Genomic DNA, 17,469 nt, shown 5'->3' on the forward strand with positions numbered 1-17,469 from the left:
TTGTTTTCTTCTATCTAGTGTGCAATTAATGATGATTCAATTTCCGCAAAACTCCTCGCTACATTATTCTGTGGAATAACTGTACCAAGCTGTTTCTCAATTTGAGTCCAGGAGAAAATACCGCATATCCTAGGTGGCCCGATGGTGGGGTCGTCGATTACTAACGCATGCAAGCGATCGCTCTCGCGCAAACTTGCGACTATATTGCCAACTCTGGCATGCATCACTTCTTCCAATGGAATGGCTTCCAACTTATTCAACGGCGTCATCATATCCATCACTATAATTTCGCTGTGTTTTACGCCCCTTTCTTGGATAAAACGCATAGGTTTCTCACCCAGAATATCGGTTGCCGTGATAATTCCTGCCAGAGAATCGCTGTCATCTATCACCAAAAGCGTGCGCACACCACGTTGCATCATGTAAGTGTTGGCTATTTGCATTGTAATATAAGGAGATATGACGGCTGCTTGTATTGTGCGCAAATCAGTCATCACTTCAATTGCGGGAGATTTAAACGTTACTGGATTAGGGGATACGGGTTGGGAAACTTGCACTGTGCCTATAAGATACTGTACCGCGAGAGGCTTATATTCATTCATCATTTTGTGCACTCCTCAATCTTGGGTTGGAAGGGAATCACCTGATTTCAAAATAGATCATCGATCTTGAAAACGCACTTTACGCCGAAAATAATTTTCAATCAATAGTAATAATTCTATCAGGGATATACCTACTTTCGGCGATAAACCCATTGCACCAACGTATCCATGATGGCATGGGATTGTTCGGCTTGATCATGATTAATAAAAAAGACTATGACAACGCGTCGTCCCATCTCGTCAATCAAATACCCTGCCAACGCACGCACGTTATTCAATGTGCCGGTTTTCATATGTGCTAATCCCTTAATCGGAGTATCAGTAAAACGATTTTTCAGAGTTCCATCTACCGCAGCAATCGGCAAGGAGGCGATGAATTCCGGCATCACCGGACTATTGAAAGCGGCAAGCAATAGTTGCCCCATATGCCGGGCGCTGATTCGTTCCGTGCGCGATAACCCTGAACCATTCTCAATCATTAGTTCCGGAAAATTCAATTGCTTGCTGGCTAACCATCTTCTGACTGCTGCGTCCGATTTAGCCAAAGTGGCTGGTGAGCTATCAAATACCGAATTACCTGTGCCCAACGCTAAATACAATTGACGTGCTGCAATATTATTACTGAATTTATTGATACCACGGACAATATCTGACAACGGTGGTGAATGATAAATTTTGAGCGGTAATAGGTATTGCGGTGTTTGACCCCGGATGGCATTACCATCAAATATGCCACCTTGCTGTGTCCACAAGTGTTTGAACAAATCACGGGTATAAATAGTACTGTCATGCAGACTCAACATATACGATTGTTTTCCACAATGCCGGGAAAAACTACCATTCAGAACAATCGTAAAATTATTTTTGTTTCTTTTATCCGCAATTGCTTCAATCGTAAGAGAATTTTGCCAAATGCCGCATTTGTCTTGGGTGAGCTTTAGATTATTTTGTATTTGCAAAGATTCTGGGACAGGGTCAATCACGACACGTACAGAATTCTTTTCAGGTTGCGGAAACAAGTGGAGCGTAGATGCACGGTAATTGACCAGAAATGCTTCTGGCAGCACGTTGTAGGTACGATGGGGTTGTCCGTCAAACTCACCTGGATCCTCATGAGGAATCTCATAATACGAATGATCCAGAATCAGGTTGCCTTTAATTTCAAACAATCCGGTTTGACGCAAGCGGTAGATCAGCAGCCAGAAATTTTCCAGGTTCAGTTTGGGATCACCATAACCTTTTATGATTAGGTCGCCATATAGAATGCCATCGGTAATTTTCCCATTGGCATAAAGCTTAGTTTGCCAGGCATACGCCGGGCCCAACAATTCCAGTCCGGCATACGTGGTCAACAACTTCATTACCGAAGCCGGATTCATGCCTGAATCCGCATTGATTGTGAGCACTGGCTGGCTTGCGCCAATTTCATGGACATATACGCCTACCATCGTTTCCGGGATGGTTAGCTGTTGTAGTTTTTGTTTAACTACAAAAGGTAATTCATTGGCAAATATTGGAGCCGCTAATGTAGCAGTCATTCCAATTAAAAAACCAAGATATAAGCAAATCCTGGTCATTTTAATACTTCGCTTTCAGAACGATTACTTTGTGTCTTTGCACAGGGAAAATCCATCATCCCATCCCATGCGATATTGCTCCTCCGTGTCATATCGATTCAGGTCTTTAAAGGCCCAGCTTGTTCTTTTAGCGGTTTCACAACCATCGATATAACCTTGCTGAGTGCTCACCGGATAACCTGTCAGGTTATATTTGGGCTTAGTACTGTCGGGTAAAGGACCTGCTGGCCGCTCAGGTTTTTTTGCGGGAAACGGTTGTTTGGTGGAAATTCCGCTGCAGGCAGAAATAATGAGCACAGTTAGAATGATAAAAAGTGGTAAACGATAACGCATAGTAAATACCTTCAATAATTTCTAAGTAGCAAGTTACAAAACTGATTTCAATAATTTTCCCATCTCGGCTGGATTGCGTGTGACTCTGATTCCGCACGATTCCATTACTTCAAGCTTCTCTTGAGCTGTTCCCTTGCCACCGGAAATAATAGCGCCGGCATGCCCCATGCGTTTGCCGGGCGGTGCTGTCACACCAGCAATAAATCCGACTACGGGTTTATGCATATGATCTTTCACCCAACGTGCGCAGTCCTCTTCATCCGTGCCGCCGATCTCACCCACCATCAGTACGGCATCTGTTTCGTCATCATCATTGAACATTTGCAGTATATCCAGGTGTTTTAAGCCATTCACCGGATCACCACCAATACCGATGCAGGTGGATTGCCCAAGTCCCAGCGACATCAATTGTGCTACTGCCTCATATGTCAATGTACCCGAACGTGAAACCACACCAATCCGGCCTTTTTTATGAATATATCCCGGCATAATCCCTATTTTTACCTCATCCGGTGTAATAATTCCCGGACAATTTGGGCCAATCAATCGAGTTTTCTTGCCTTGCATTTTGTAGCGAGTAAGGATCATATCGCGCACCGGAATGCCTTCGGTAATGCAAATCACGAGATCCAATTCAGCTTCAACTGCTTCATCTATCGCTGCCGCAGCGAAAGGGGGGGGCACATAAATCACTGAAACATTGGCACCGGTTTGTTGCTTGGCTTCTTTGACGGTTGCATAAACCGGTATACCTTCGAAATTCTCGCCAGGCTTGCGAGGATTCACGCCTGCGACGAAGCATGCTTTGCCGTTGGCATAGTCGCGGCACATGCGCGTATGAAATTGGCCGGTTTTACCGGTAATACCTTGTGTCATTACACGACTGTTGTGATTGATCAGAATGGACATAGCAAAAGGATTCCTTATATGATGACTAGCATTGACATTGATAAGTTAGCTTACTTGGCTGCATTAACCGCTTTTTGCGCCGCATCAGCCATGTTATCTGCAGAAATGATTTTCAGCCCGGAATCCGCCAGAATTTTCTTTCCAAGATCAACATTGGTACCTTCCAACCGTACCACCAATGGCACCTTGAGCTGCACATCACGAGCGGCTGCTACTATACCTTGCGCAATTACATCACATTTCATAATGCCGCCAAAAATATTAACCAGAATTCCTTGTAGCTTAGAATTGCGCAGCATCAGCTTAAACGCTTCAGTTACCTTTTCCGCCGTTGCCCCACCGCCAACATCGAGAAAATTGGCGGGATTGCCACCATATAGTTTGATGATATCCATTGTCGCCATTGCCAAGCCTGCACCATTTACCAGGCAGCCAATATTACCGTCCAAAGGAATATAGGATAATTCGTGTTTCGATGCTTCAATCTCCACTGGGTCTTCTTCATCCAAATCACGCAATGCGACGATCTCGGGATGACGAAACAGTGCGTTTTCATCAAAATTCATTTTGGCATCGAGTGCCATTACCTGCTGCTCTGAAGCCAGTGCCAATGGATTGATTTCCAACAATGATGCATCAGTCTCATCAAATGCTTGATATAAGCCTTGCAATAAGGTAACAGCACCTGGCAAACTTTGCTTAGGGATACCAATTTTTTGCGCAACTTCTTCAGCCTGCTGTTGACTTAAACCCGTGATTGGATCAATAAACACTTTATGAATTTTCTCGGGTGCTTCAACTGCAACTTTTTCAATTTCCATGCCACCTTCCGAACTTGCCATCAAACAAACGCGTTGTTGGCCGCGATCCACCACCATGCCGACATAGAATTCTTTTTCTATTTGTATACCCTGCTCGATAAAAAGTCGATGGACTATTTGTCCTTCCGGGCCAGTCTGGTGAGTTATTAGGCGCATATTCAGAATTTCGCTCGCATGCTGACGTACCTCATCCAATGACTTGGCTACTTTTACTCCACCACCCTTCCCGCGCCCACCGGCATAAATCTGTGCCTTTACTGCCCACACATTACCACCTAATTGCTGCGCAGCTTGTACCGCCTCGTTAACACTGAAACAGGCGACACCCTTTGGTGTGATCACATTATATTTGCGTAAAATTTCTTTGGCTTGGTACTCGTGAATCTTCATGGGCATGTCCTCATCGGAATGATTTAGAATATCAAGATTCGAAGTATAACCTAATCATCAATAATGATTCGATTTCACTATCTCACGAATAATAATACGCATTTATTTATGTCACTTTTGACGAGCTTACTGACTGTCCCGCTAACTACTAAGGTAGTGAATCACCATAATAAAAAACCCAAAGCTTTATTCAGTATTTGTTCAGACTAACACAGCTAATATAGCTATAAATGGGAAATCAAAAGGCGGGGGATATATGAAAAAATTTAAAATCACATGTATAGCAATTGCGCTATGCAGCGTCTTTTTAATAAGCCCTGTAGGAGCTGAAGATGGCGGAGGCTTTGACGGGGGGGGGGGTGATGGAGGTGGCTTCGACGGTGGTTATGATGGAGGAGGTTTCGATAGTGGCTACGATGGTGGAGACTTCGACGGAGGGGGTTATGACGGAGGCTACGATAGTGGAGGCTATGACAATTTTGATGATGGTGGTTTTGATTCTGGAGATTACTATGATCAGAGTAGTGGTTTCGAAGAGAGTTATGATCAAGGTGATTTTGGGCAAGACGATGCATTTTATCCAGATAATGCGTTGGATCAACAAGAAAGTATCGATTTTGCCGATGATTTAAACTCAGAAAACGACTTTAATCAAACGGATGATTTTGGTGTGAGTAATGATGCTGACATAAATATTGACGCCGCGCAAGGTAATGAGATTGCACCAGGATCTTTCCAAGATAACTTGGCGACTCCCGATGAATCGAGCGAAATTGGAACATCTGCTCAAGGCGATGATGTTAATCAAGCTGACCCTACTGCCCAGAACGCAATTAATGACAATAATTCTGACTCTGGCAACGAAGTTGCTCAAGACAGCGCTGTTTCACAAAATACCGAGGCTCCAGATAATCAAACCACTGAGAATAATGATTCAACGGGAACCGACCCATCGGCTCAAGTTGACGGAACAAATCAGGATAGCTCCAACACTCAGAATGTGAATATACAAAACAACGTACAGACAGATCAAAATACTGCAAACCATCATAATTCTGATCACCACCATGGACATCATCACCATTTCGATGGATTTGGTTTGGGATTTGGTCTAGGATTGGGATTAGGCTGGGGATTCGGCCCAAGTTGGGGCTGGGGGCCAGGCTGGGGTTGGGGTCCTGGTTGGGGGATTGGTTATGCTGGTTTTGCACCCTTTAATAGCTTTGGTTTCTACAATACTTGGGGAAGCAGCCGCTTCTATAATAATTATGCGTTTGGCCCTCATCGGCGATTTGAAAGTTATTACCCATTAGGTGGTTATCCAGTAGGCGTTGTCACTGCGCCAGTAATGCAAAGACCAATATATGTTCAGCAAAATACTGCGCCTCGGCCAGCCACTGTGCAAAGAAATAATTATTGGTACTATTGTCGTAATCCGGAAGGATATTATCCGTATGTTAAGCAATGCTCCGGTGAATGGATAAAAGTGCCTCCGCAACCATCCTGATATTATTGAAAACTTGTATCCGATAAAATTAGATCATGGGCTTCACCATATTGACTTAAAATAACATTTTGTTTAAGAGTGATAAAGCGAGAAAAATATATGAGTGAAGAGCAAAAAAACTTAGAAGTTACGACGGATGAATCACAAAGTGCACGCTTGCGAATCTTTATAAGTTGGGTTGTGGTAGTTATCTTGACCTGTTTTGGAGCATTCATGCTGTATAAGCTGACCAATTTTCATAATACACCAGGTGATTACTGGAAAAATATGGTTAAAGAGCAGTTCCCGGTATTAATTGGATTACCTATGGCTGGTCTCGGCTCGCTTTTTGTCACACTGATTTTGCGAATATCGACAGGACCAATGGAATTTGAAATAGGTGGCCTTAAATTTAAGGGAGGCGCGGCTCCTATTGTTTTTTGGATTATTTGTTTTATGGTTATTGTTTTGTCTATTAATCTACTGTGGCAAAAATAATCGAAGCACAACCCACTCAAAGAGTTTCAATGAGATCCAGTATCCATCCGGGAAAAATACCCAATCCGATGATAAGTAGACTGCTAATAATCACGATGGATAATGTTCCTTGGGAAAGATGAATGACATCCTGTTTTGTAGATTTTTCTCCATAAAATACAATTAGGATACGTAAGTAATAATAAAAAGAGAGTGCCGTATTGATCACCGCTATGACTGCAAGTATAAGGTAACCAGCCTTGATCGCGGCGCCAAAGGCGAGTAGTTTGGCAATAAATCCTGCTGTTGGAGGAAGGCCTGCGAGAGCCAGCAAACATATCCCTATGGCTATACCCAGTGTAGGGTGACGTCGTCCCAGTCCACGATATTCTTCCAAATTTTGGCGATCCTGGTCGGGGCGAGAAAATGCAGCTACAACAGCAAAAATACACAGATTCATCAGTGCATAGGTTAAAGCATAGTAAATAGCAGCGTCACGGCCCAGGGAATTCCCTGCTGACAGCGCAACCAGAATATAGCCGAGATGGGCGATGGACGAATAGGCTAGTAATCTTTTCAAATTCTGCTGATACAGTGCTAGTAAATTACCAACTATCATAGTGACTACGGCAAGAATCCCTAATAATGGCAGTAAAGCTTCCCATATATTTTGTAGTTGTAAGCACAATAACCGGATCAGAAACACCAATACTGCCACCTTTGCAATGCTAGCGAATAGTGCCGTTATCGGAGCGGGCGCGGCCTGGTAAATGTCAGGCGCCCACATATGAAAAGGCACCAGCGCGAGTTTGAATCCAACGCCAACCAGGATCAGGGTTGCAGCGACTATCAGTAAATAATTGTCGGTAGTTATCGAACCCAGCGCTGCCAGATTCAGTGTGCCAGTACTGGCATAAGCTATAGTGATTCCATATAGAAAAAAAGCAGCTGCAAAACCAGCAAGTATGGCATATTTCACGCCACCTTCAATTGCACCACTTCTCGTAGGCTTCCAAGCGACTAATGCAAAAAGTGGCACAGCCAGGATTTCTAGTCCAACAAATGCCGTAACAAGGTTATGCGAGGTCACGAGCAAAGTCATTCCCAAAGTTGCAAATAGGATCAGGCTCAAATATTCTTCTCGCACTTCATTCTTGGTGGGTGCATAGTTAAAAGAGAGAATTATGATGGCTACAGCACCAAACATAAAAAACTGAGCAAACAGTCGTCCTAAATTGTCAATGATCAGCATGTTGTTCACCGTTTGCGGTGTTTCCCAGAGCACAGTGGTTGCAGCCCCAAGCAATAGAAACATCGCCGAAACCGTCGCTAAGGTTCGCGTAGAGACATGCTGCGGCCAAATACCTAGCGCCAGTACCGTCAGCCCGCCCAATATGAGTACAATGAAAGGTGCCAGGCTAATCAGATCTGCGGAGTGCATCTTCTATTCCTACCAATGTTGCAGTATTTAATTCGATAATAACGCTTGCAGGAACTTGCAAATAATTCAAGAAAGGAGCCGGGTACAGCCCGAGCCAAAGCACAGTGATTGCCAGTAACCCAAGTATCAGCATTTCGCGGTGATCAAGATCGCTCCATGCGTGTTCGCTACTTAATTCACCCAACATGGCGCGTTGGTACATCCATAGCAAATAAATAGCGCTTGCAACAACGCCCATGGCGCCTGCTATGGCAAGTCCGGCTGAAACTTGGTATACACCGGCAAGAACCAGAAATTCACCGACAAAATTGGCTAAACCCGGCATGCCCATGGCTGAGAGTGTGAAAAGCAGCAGCATAGCACCCATGCGTGGCATGGGTGCCAGCAGACCGCCCATACAGGGCAGCAGGCGGGTGTCGACTCGTTCTTCCAGCATACCAATAATGGCAAACATTGCGCTTGTTGTCACGCCGTGAGCAAGCATCAGAAGCATAGCGCCGTGCAAGCCTTCCTGATTCCAGGCATAGATGCCAAATACGACAAAACCGAGATGACTGATAGAAGAATAGGCGATCAGGCGTTTCATGTCTTCTTGCACCAGAGCCAGTAAGGCGCCGTAGAGAATTCCGATAACACCCAAAACCATAGCAAATGGCGCAAAATCTACAGAAGCTTCGGGGAAAAGCGGCAAGCAAAAACGTAACAGGCCATAGGCACCTGTTTTCAGTAACAGGCCAGCGAGAATGATACTGCCTGCTGTTGGAGCTTCTGTATGGGCGTCAGGTAACCAACTGTGGATGGGGAAGAGTGGAATTTTTACAGCGAATGCTACGAAAAATCCGAGCATTAACCACATTCCGGTATTGCCAGGTAGATTGGTGTGCAGTAGCTCAAAGTAATTGAATGTGTAAATGCCGGTTTGTTCGCCATGAATAAAATATAATCCCAGAATAGCCACCAGCATCAATAAAGAGCCGGTAACCGTAAAAAGAAAGAATTTGTAGGCGGCGTAGAGCCGTCGTTCATGGCCCCATAATGCGATCAGAAAATACATCGGCACCAGCATGAGCTCCCAGAATACGTAGAACAATATTAGGTCCAATGCTAGAAAGACGCCCATGATGCCGGCTTGGGTTGTGAGTACTAGTGCGGCAAAAGTAGGCCAGTTATGGCGAATTGAGTTCCATGACACCAGTATCGCTATCGGGACAAGTAGTGCAGTCAGTAGTACCAGCAACAGGCTGAGGCCATCCATGCCCAGCAGAAACTGAATACCCATTATCGGAATCCAGGGAGCTTGGACTATATACAGGTAGCCATTTGAATCAGGGCTTGCGCTCCACCAAAGACCCAGTGCAATCAATAGCTCGGCAACGGTAATGGCCAGTGCAATCCAGCGAACAGAGGCTGCAGAAAATCGGCCTGTCAGCCCAACTACGAGCGCTCCTGACAAAGGCAGAAATATTAAAACGCTTAACCAATACATAGTATTCTCACCATAACCAATAGCTCAACAAGAAGACGGCTCCAGCACTGATCATCAAGGCATAGCGAGTTAACAAGCCATTTTGTGTGGCGCTGAGCCGTGCATATCCGAAACGGAGTCCTGCTAACAGGCCATTAATGCTTTTATCCAGTACACCGTGCTCTACGCCACTGCGACAGGCAGTGGCAAAGATCAGGCAAGCATGTGTCAACTTTTGCAGTGTTCCCTCAACTAAAAGAGTGTCAGTGTTTTTTAGAAAGCGTGCTAGGCTGAAATAAGGTTGTATCAACATGGTTTGGTATAGAGCATCGAAACCCCAGCCTCTACGTAAAAATACTATTATGGGCAAGGAATGGCCAATCTGTTTACGGCGAACTAGAACAAAAGCTAATACGATACCGATTAATGGCAGCAGGCTGGTGATGAATTGCAGGCTGTAAGCAATCGCAAGCGGAGGAAGAACTACTGACTTGAATTCATCTTCTAACCACGTGCTCCACAGGTGGGGAGCTGGCCAACCTTCTGGAAACTCAACAAATCCGCCAATAAGGCTGAAGAGGGCTAAGATAAGCAATGGCCATGTCATTGAGCCGGAAACTGATGGCATTGAAGCGCTGGATTGAGAGCCCTGAAAAACAAGAAAATAAACACGAAAGATATAAACTGCGGTCAACAGTACACCGAAAGCTGCAAAAACCCATAATAAAGGACCTGCAGGCGCCGACCATGTGGCGGTAAGAATGGCTTCTTTGCTATAAAATCCGGCGGTAATTAAGGGAAATCCTGCTAACGAAGCAGCGCCGATCAGAAAGGACCAGCGAACCAGAGGTGAGTGATTGCCAAGTCTACCCAGATTATGAATATTGTGTTCATTTCCGCTAGAGTGGATCACTGTTCCTGCTGCCAGGAACAACAAGGATTTAAAAAAGGCATGCGTAACCAGGTGGAACAGTGCCAGTGCATAGGCGCCACACCCCAATGCTAAAAACATATATCCGACCTGACTGATAGTGGAGTATGCCAATATCCGTTTAAAATCATTTTGCGCCAGAGCAGCACTGGCTCCATAGATAATTGTTATCGCGCCAATGGCTGCCACTGACCACTGAACATGAGGCGCCAGCTCGAACAAAGGATAAGTACGGGCGATTAAATAGACTCCGGCTGTGACCATGGTGGCGGCGTGAATCAACGCAGAGACCGGGCTAGGACCAGCCATGGCGTCCGGCAACCAGACCTGAAGTGGTAACTGCGCCGATTTGCCGATAGCTCCGCCAAGTATCAGTAGTGCTGTTAGTATTGCCAGTTGTGAACCCGCTTCCCACTGTGCAGCGGCATTTGCAAGCAGATATGACAGCGACAGATCGTTAAACTGGCTGTACAAAAGAAAGATACCGAGTGCTAGTGACATATCGCCGATACGAGTGGTGATGAATGCTTTGCGTCCTGCGCTGGCCCGCATTGGTTCATGATACCAAAAGCCGATTAGGGCAAAAGAGCAGAGTCCGACCAGTTCCCATCCCAGATAGAGAAGCAGCAGATTATCAGCAAGTACCAGAATGAGCATACCTGCGAGAAACAAGTTGAGGAAAAAATAGTAGCGGCGTTGATCACTGTCTTCGGCCATGAAACTTATCGAGTAGATATGAATTAGTAGGCCGACACCGCTTACCACGCTCACCATTATCAGAGCAAGGCGATCCAGGATAAATCCTATCGTTGGATTCCAGTCCCCCACCGCTATCCAGGTGTAAAGCGTTTGTTGTAATGGCTGGCTGGTAGCGGCACCGGCCAGCCATGTCAGCAGCACGACTAGAAAAGCAATGGCTGCAGCGCAAGTAGCCATGATAGCGAGATGTCTACGTTGCAGTAGCCCTCCCAACAAGGCAATTATCAGTGCGCCCAACATGGGTGTGCCAGGAATCAACCACAGAAACTGACTCATGGCGGCTCACCTCGAGTATCATCCTTGAGCTGGGTGAGCATATCTATTTGTGTTACTTTGAAGTGTTCATAGGCCAGCCATACCAGAATCAGCGCTACGGCCAACTCAGCAGCAGTTACTACCATCAGGAAGATGGTCAGTACCTGACCATCAGCATTATTCCAGTATTGGCCAGCCGCTACGGCTGTCAAAGCCGCTCCGTTGAACATGACTTCCAATCCCATCAATATGAAGAGCAGTTCGCGTCGCAGCAGTATGATCAAGAGCCCTAGGCTAAACAACAGCGCTGCAATAATAAGACTATGAGTTAGAGGAATCATGAACGCCCTTTGCGGCTAAGATAAAGAGCGGCAACAAGTGCTGCCAGTAGTAGAACTGCAGCGGCTTCTACTAGCACAAGATATGGTCCGAACAGTGCATGCCCTACTGCTTTAGGTTCGATTGCCGTCATTTCATTTGTTTCTTCTGCTGGATATCTGTTGAGTAATAGCATGAGTTCCAGCCACAGAATGAGCGCCAGGATTGCAGGCCCTTTCCATCCAGAGGGTAGAGACAACGACTGATTTCGCTCGGATCGCAGGTTCATCACCATAATCAGAAAAAGAAACAACACCATGATTGCACCTGCGTAAATCATGACTTGCAGTGCCGCCAGTAGCGGTGCACCGAGGAGAAAGAATATCAGTGCCAATGCCAATAATGAGATAACGAGATAAAGCGCAGCATGCACCGGGTGGCTTACTTTCAATATCGCACCGGCAGCAAGCACCGCGATGGCGGCAGTGAGGTAGAAAATCACTTCATACATAAGCTGTCTTTATTGGATTACTGGTTGCTGTCATGATTTCTACTCGCTTCGTTCAGTTCGTGGTCAATTATTCTTTTGTCAGGGCAAATTATTATCACGATCCACAGGCGACGTGTCACCCTTAGCTTCGCCGATGGCTTTGCCGGGTATTGCCACACCGGCGTGCCGATAAAAATTATAGTCCGGATGCTTTCCCTGCCCATCAATCAGCAATTGGTTCTTCTCGTATACCAGGCTTTCATGATGCCGCTCACACATTTCGAAGTCCGGTGTAAGCTGAATAGCTAGTGTTGGACAGGCTTCTTCACAAAAACCGCAAAAAATACAGCGGCTGAAATCGATAGAAAAGGTTTCTGGGTAGCGGCGGCCATCGTTATTTTGATGGGCCTGCAGATGAATACAGTCTACCGGACAGACAGCCGAGCATAAGTAACAGGCGACACAACGCTCTTCGCCGTCAGGGTCACGTGTCAGCACAATGCGTCCACGCCAGCGTAAAGGTAACGATCGCTTGATGTCTGGATACGATACTGTTTCACGTTTCACAAAAGCATGACGCAGAACCGCCCATAGTGAATGGCCTAATCCTTTGATCAGCGCTAATGTGTAATCGTTTGTCTGTTTTTTATTCATGATTATTAACCTTCCATCCAGAACAGTCCTAGAAAAGCTGTAACCAAAAGATTGATCAAGGCTGCCGGTAATAGGAATTTCCAGCCACAGTTCATAAGTTGATCATAACGCAGTCGGGGCAGGCTGGTACGCAACCAGAAAAATAGGAAAATTAATGTCAGTGTCTTTAGCATAAACCAGAAGACACCGGGTATCCAAGGACCATGCCAGCCACCCAGAAACAGTACCGTTATCAACACCGCGATGAGCAGTACGCCGATATACTCACCTAGATAGTAGAAAGCAAATTTGATGTCACCGTATTCAGTATTGTAGCCGGAGGCCAACTCGTTTTCTGCTTCGGGAAGATCGAATGGTAAGCGATTAGTCTCGGCAATGCCGCACACGAGAAAGATTATAAATCCAATGGGTTGTAAAATAATAAACGGTAATTCCTGGGCCGCGACAATATCCACTAGGCTGAAAGAACCGCTTAATATAATGACACCCATGAGCGCAAGTCCCATAGGCAATTCGTAGCTGATCATCTGTGCGGCGGAGCGTAAGCCGCCGAACAGTGGATACTTGCTGTTGGATGCCCATCCGCCGAGCATGATGCCGTAAACCCGCAGCGAGGAAAGCGCCAGTATAAATAACAATGCAATATTGAGATCCGCCAACCACCAATCATCGCTCACTGGTACGACAACAAAGCTAAGCAGTGCGGTGAAAGGCACGATAATGGGAGCAATGATATAAATGTTCCGATCGGCAAAAGGTGGCACGAAATGTTCTTTGGTTAACAGTTTGAGAAAGTCAGCAATGGGTTGCAACAAGCCAAAAGGACCGGCGCGATTAGGACCAAGACGATCCTGCAGCAGGGCGAGTATCTTGCGCTCGCCATATACCATAAGTGCAGCGATAAACAACAGTCCCAGCAGCGCTAGTCCCAGGCTGGAAAGCGCGAGCAGCCATTGGGCGAAATTCATAAAACCTGCTCCAGTTCGAGTAAATCGCCGTGACCGACACCTAATTGGGCAAGCACGTTGCGTGCAATGGCAATTGTACCGGTTGCCACACCCTGATTAAGCTGCACAGGTAGAACCATTGAGCCGGAAGAACCACGCAACTTTATTTGCGAACCATTCTTAATGCCTGCATCAATGGCTGAGGTCGGTTCGATCATCGCGACAGTTTCAGGTATAAGTACCATCAGGCCTGGTGCAAAGCTGGCAAGTGCTTCATCGCCATACCAGCTTGTTAAAGCAGCTTGCCACATACTACTGCAGGATTCTTGAGCTGAATGTACGGGTGGAGTGGTAGGCATGGGCAAGGAGGGGGCGATTATCAGTGATCCCGTTGTGCCGGGTTTGGGTATTTCAAAGTCGGAAAAGATATCACCTAGCACAGATGGAGCAGCTTGTAAGGAGTGACCAAGATACTGACCCAGATCTGTAATTACTTCAGCTACGCTGGGAAGGTATTCTGGACGATGAAAGACGGGCGCGAAGCCTTGAGCACGCCCTTCATAATTGATGAAAGTGCCGCCACGCTCTGTCCAGGCGGCTACTGGAAACAGAATATCTGCTGCCTTTGCAGTAGCGGTCAAAATGCAATCGAGAACGATAAGAGCGCTAAGGTTGCGGCAGGCGGCACGCCAGCGCGGACCAAAACGTGAGTCACCGAGTGGATCATTGCCAGCAACAATCAGGATCCGGATCTGACCGGCTTCAACTGCTTCAAGCATAACCATAGCACTGCCTGCAGGTGATAGTAGAGCAGCTCCGTAAGCATTTGCTCCAGAAAATGCGTATGCGAGTCTGGTGTCTGATCCAAGTGCAGTGGCCAGTTTCGCAAGTATAGGCACCTCTTGGGCAGTCAGAGTTTCGATGGCACCAATCAGCAGTAATTTCCGGGCTCCCATCAGAGACGCTACGATATCTGTCATTGGCGTCTCAGTCATGTCTTCGGTTGCAGATTGAGCATTTATCAGTTGATACAAACGCGATAGTGTTGTGCGCATCTCTTGTGGCGATACGGTCATTGCAGTAGTTGCGAATTGTGCCAATGGCGTGGGGCTGCTGTGCAGTAATGCTAGTTTGGCGCCTTTACGGTAAGCCTGGCGCAAGGCCAGATCGATCATAGGCGCATAGGCGGTTAGATCGCCAATAATTAATGCTGCATCTATTAGTTCTATTTCCGCAAGGGATGGTGCGTTACCTGTATTTTGAAGTGAACTGACGGCTGCGATTGTTGCTGTTTCTAGTTCGGGATCGCTGAATGCAGTATAGATACCGCCTAAGGTGTTCAATAAGGCCTGCAGCATTGCGTTACCTTCCAGATCCTCCCGTGCCGATCCGAGTCCTCCGATGCAATCTTGAGCTGATTTGATCTGTGATGCAGCGGCGGTAAGCGCATCATGATAACTCGTATCTGCACCTGAAGCACGCGGTGCTAACGGCCGGGCACTGTGTTCGCTGTACTGATGGCCATAACGGCCACGGTCACAGATAAACCACCGGTTGAGTTCAGGATGAGCACGATTGCGCACGCGGCGCAGGGTGCCATCTCTTGCGCCAGGCAAAGTATTGCAGCCAACGCTGCAATGGGGGCAGATGGAAGGTGCGGTTTTCAAGTCCCAAACCCTGGCAAAGTGCTGCCGAAATATGGCATCGGTAAAGACCCCAGTCGGGCAAATTTCCACTAAATTGCCGGCGAAAGGATTCTCCAATGGACCGTCCTGAAAGCGGCCAAAATAAACTTCATTGCGCAGGCGCATTGCGCCGAGATCGTTGCCTAGCGCATAGTCCTGGTAAAATCGGGTGCAGCGATAACAGGTAATGCAGCGGTTCATTTCATGGTGAATCAAGGGGCCTAAATTCTGATTCGAGAAGGTGCGTTTGCGGCCGCGGTAGCGGCGATAGGGAGGGCCACAAGCGACGGTCATATCCTGCAAATGACATTCTCCACCTTCATCACAGATTGGGCAGTCATGAGGATGGTTGATCATCAAGAATTCGATTACGTGCTGCCTTACCTGCTGTGCTGCAATGGCAGAAATGGAGACTTCAAGCCCGTCTTCTAAGGGCTCTAGGCAGGCCATTGCAATCCGTGGAGCTTTGCTGGAATCTTTGGGGGTGATTTCCACTGCACAGAGACGACAGGCACCAAGGCTACCAAGCGCAGCATGGTAACAGAAATGAGGGATTTCTAGATTTGCTTCCAGCGCAGCCTGGAGGATGTTGTCTCCTGGTTTAAAGGGGATGATATGACCGTCAATCAGAATTGTACCCATGATTATGCCCTTTTCTTATTAGTTTCGTTAAACGGACAATGACCTGTTATGACATGGTGCTCGTAATGATCGTGAAAGCATTTCAGGCTGCTGACGAGTGGCATCACCGCACCTGGCGCAAAGGCGCAAAAAGATTGTGAGGCAATTGTGGCGCACAGTTCATCCAGGAGCGCCAAGTCATCAGCTCGACCTGCACCGGAACTGATGATAGTCAGAATCTGTGTCAGATAGGGCAATCCGTCTCGGCAGGGCGTGCAAAAACCACAGGATTCACGCGCAAAGAAACGCATCAGGTTCAACGTAACTTCAACCGGGCAGGTGGCGTTATCCAAAACAATGATACTGCCTGTGCCAAGCCTTGATCCTGCTACTGCGATAGGATCAAAATCCATTGCCACATCAAGGTGTTCGGGTAACAAAAAGGCTGTCGATGCGCCACCTGGCAAAAAACCGAGTAGTGTTCTGTCTTCATCAAGGCCGCCAGCATGTTCGAAGATCAATTCCCGCGCCGGCGTGCCGCATGGCAGTTCAAACAGGCTTGAATGCTTTACTTTTCCGCTGACACAAAATAATTTGGAACCGCAACCACCATTGACACCAAGCTTACGAAACCAGTCCGCACCATTGAGCAGAATATGCGGCACATTGATCAGTGTTTCGACGTTATTTGTGGTGGTGGGCTGCCCCCATAAACCATGTGTGCTGGGTCGAGGTATCTTGGGGCGGGGGTTGGGCCGCCTGCCTTCGATGGCGTTAATCTGTGCGGTTTCTTCACCACAGATATAGCGTCCGCCACTCAGATGCGCTTCGATCTGTAGATTAAAGCCGCTACCCCTGATGTTAGTTCCCAACAACCCGGCTGTTTCTGCTTCCTGAATAGCTTGATTCAAAGCATTTCCGCCTTTGGCGTACTCGCCCCGGACAAATATGAGAGCACGTTCGGCCTGAAGTGCGAAGGCGGAAACAATGACTGATTCAATGATCTGATGAGGGCCGCCATAAAGCAAGTAACGATCCTTGAAAGTGCCAGGCTCAGACTCATCCAAATTACAGATCAGGTAGCGTGGCGATGGTGCATCAGCACCTCGCAAACGCCACTTCAGGCCGCATGGAAAACCTGCGCCACCGCGGCCGCGCAGATTAGCGGCTTCAACTATGCCAATAATCTTTTCAGGCTTGAGATCAAAAGCTGCAGTTAAACTGCGGTAGCCGCCGGTTGCTTGGTAAGCGGCCAGGTTCAGTGGAGCGGCTGGTTCAAGATGGCGAGTCAGTAAAGCTTCCATGGCG

At 47.0% G+C, this 17,469-nt stretch carries 16 protein-coding genes; 2 read left to right on the forward strand and 14 right to left on the reverse strand.

Annotation, left to right across the window (positions count from 1 at the left end; translation table 11 throughout):
* Nucleotides 1-14: 14 nt before the first annotated feature.
* The 5 genes from Q0C11_RS00310 to sucC form a co-directional block, all read right to left on the reverse strand.
* Nucleotides 15-605: a CBS domain-containing protein gene (locus tag Q0C11_RS00310; RefSeq protein WP_293004714.1), complete on the reverse strand. Its 591-nt coding sequence runs from the start codon at nucleotides 603-605 to the stop codon at nucleotides 15-17.
* Between the two features lie 128 nt (nucleotides 606-733).
* On the reverse strand, nucleotides 734-2,140 hold the full coding sequence (gene dacB, locus Q0C11_RS00315) for a D-alanyl-D-alanine carboxypeptidase/D-alanyl-D-alanine-endopeptidase (RefSeq protein WP_293004716.1): 1,407 nt from the start codon (nucleotides 2,138-2,140) through the stop codon (nucleotides 734-736).
* A 63-nt stretch (nucleotides 2,141-2,203) separates the two neighbouring features.
* Nucleotides 2,204-2,512, reverse strand: a complete 309-nt coding sequence (locus Q0C11_RS00320; protein WP_293004718.1) for a hypothetical protein — start codon at nucleotides 2,510-2,512, stop codon at nucleotides 2,204-2,206.
* Between the two features lie 33 nt (nucleotides 2,513-2,545).
* Nucleotides 2,546-3,421, reverse strand: a complete 876-nt coding sequence (sucD, locus tag Q0C11_RS00325) for a succinate--CoA ligase subunit alpha (RefSeq protein WP_293004720.1) — start codon at nucleotides 3,419-3,421, stop codon at nucleotides 2,546-2,548.
* Nucleotides 3,422-3,471: 50 nt separating this feature from the next.
* The gene (sucC, locus tag Q0C11_RS00330) at nucleotides 3,472-4,632 is read right to left on the reverse strand and encodes an ADP-forming succinate--CoA ligase subunit beta (RefSeq protein WP_293004722.1); all 1,161 of its coding nucleotides are present in this window, start codon (nucleotides 4,630-4,632) and stop codon (nucleotides 3,472-3,474) included.
* A gap of 256 nt (nucleotides 4,633-4,888) precedes the next feature.
* Here sucC and Q0C11_RS00335 point away from each other — a divergent pair, with 256 nt between their 5' ends.
* A complete protein-coding gene (locus tag Q0C11_RS00335; protein WP_293004724.1) occupies nucleotides 4,889-6,139 on the forward strand; it encodes a hypothetical protein in 1,251 nt (416 codons plus the stop codon).
* Nucleotides 6,140-6,238: 99 nt separating this feature from the next.
* A complete protein-coding gene (locus Q0C11_RS00340) occupies nucleotides 6,239-6,616 on the forward strand; it encodes a hypothetical protein (RefSeq protein ID WP_293004725.1) in 378 nt (125 codons plus the stop codon).
* A 16-nt stretch (nucleotides 6,617-6,632) separates the two neighbouring features.
* Here Q0C11_RS00340 and Q0C11_RS00345 read toward each other — a convergent pair whose 3' ends face one another.
* From Q0C11_RS00345 to Q0C11_RS00385, 9 genes are all read right to left on the reverse strand, one after another.
* The gene (locus Q0C11_RS00345; protein ID WP_293004727.1) at nucleotides 6,633-8,036 is read right to left on the reverse strand and encodes an NADH-quinone oxidoreductase subunit N; all 1,404 of its coding nucleotides are present in this window, start codon (nucleotides 8,034-8,036) and stop codon (nucleotides 6,633-6,635) included.
* Nucleotides 8,014-9,522, reverse strand: coding sequence for a NuoM family protein (locus tag Q0C11_RS00350; protein WP_293004729.1), 1,509 nt, complete (start codon nucleotides 9,520-9,522; stop codon nucleotides 8,014-8,016). Before Q0C11_RS00350 ends, Q0C11_RS00345 begins: the two co-directional genes overlap by 23 nt.
* A gap of 7 nt (nucleotides 9,523-9,529) precedes the next feature.
* Nucleotides 9,530-11,467: an NADH-quinone oxidoreductase subunit L gene (nuoL, locus tag Q0C11_RS00355; RefSeq protein ID WP_293004731.1), complete on the reverse strand. Its 1,938-nt coding sequence runs from the start codon at nucleotides 11,465-11,467 to the stop codon at nucleotides 9,530-9,532.
* A complete protein-coding gene (gene nuoK, locus Q0C11_RS00360) occupies nucleotides 11,464-11,787 on the reverse strand; it encodes an NADH-quinone oxidoreductase subunit NuoK (RefSeq protein ID WP_293004733.1) in 324 nt (107 codons plus the stop codon). Before nuoK ends, nuoL begins: the two co-directional genes overlap by 4 nt.
* Nucleotides 11,784-12,266, reverse strand: coding sequence for an NADH-quinone oxidoreductase subunit J (locus tag Q0C11_RS00365; protein WP_293004735.1), 483 nt, complete (start codon nucleotides 12,264-12,266; stop codon nucleotides 11,784-11,786). Before Q0C11_RS00365 ends, nuoK begins: the two co-directional genes overlap by 4 nt.
* A gap of 87 nt (nucleotides 12,267-12,353) precedes the next feature.
* Nucleotides 12,354-12,908: an NADH-quinone oxidoreductase subunit NuoI gene (nuoI, locus tag Q0C11_RS00370; protein ID WP_293004737.1), complete on the reverse strand. Its 555-nt coding sequence runs from the start codon at nucleotides 12,906-12,908 to the stop codon at nucleotides 12,354-12,356.
* A gap of 5 nt (nucleotides 12,909-12,913) precedes the next feature.
* Complete coding sequence (gene nuoH, locus Q0C11_RS00375; RefSeq protein ID WP_293004738.1) at nucleotides 12,914-13,876, reverse strand: NADH-quinone oxidoreductase subunit NuoH; 963 nt, start codon at nucleotides 13,874-13,876, stop codon at nucleotides 12,914-12,916.
* Nucleotides 13,873-16,182 (reverse strand): NADH-quinone oxidoreductase subunit NuoG, encoded by a 2,310-nt coding sequence (gene nuoG / locus Q0C11_RS00380; protein ID WP_293004740.1) that lies wholly within the window; start codon nucleotides 16,180-16,182, stop codon nucleotides 13,873-13,875. The genes nuoH and nuoG overlap by 4 nt, the downstream gene beginning before the upstream one ends.
* Nucleotides 16,183-16,184: 2 nt before the next feature.
* The gene (locus Q0C11_RS00385; RefSeq protein ID WP_293004742.1) at nucleotides 16,185-17,465 is read right to left on the reverse strand and encodes an NADH-ubiquinone oxidoreductase-F iron-sulfur binding region domain-containing protein; all 1,281 of its coding nucleotides are present in this window, start codon (nucleotides 17,463-17,465) and stop codon (nucleotides 16,185-16,187) included.
* Nucleotides 17,466-17,469 lie beyond the last annotated feature (4 nt).

The sequence above is a fragment of the Nitrosomonas sp. genome, assembly GCF_022842015.1.
Classification (GTDB): Bacteria; Pseudomonadota; Gammaproteobacteria; order Burkholderiales; family Nitrosomonadaceae; genus Nitrosomonas.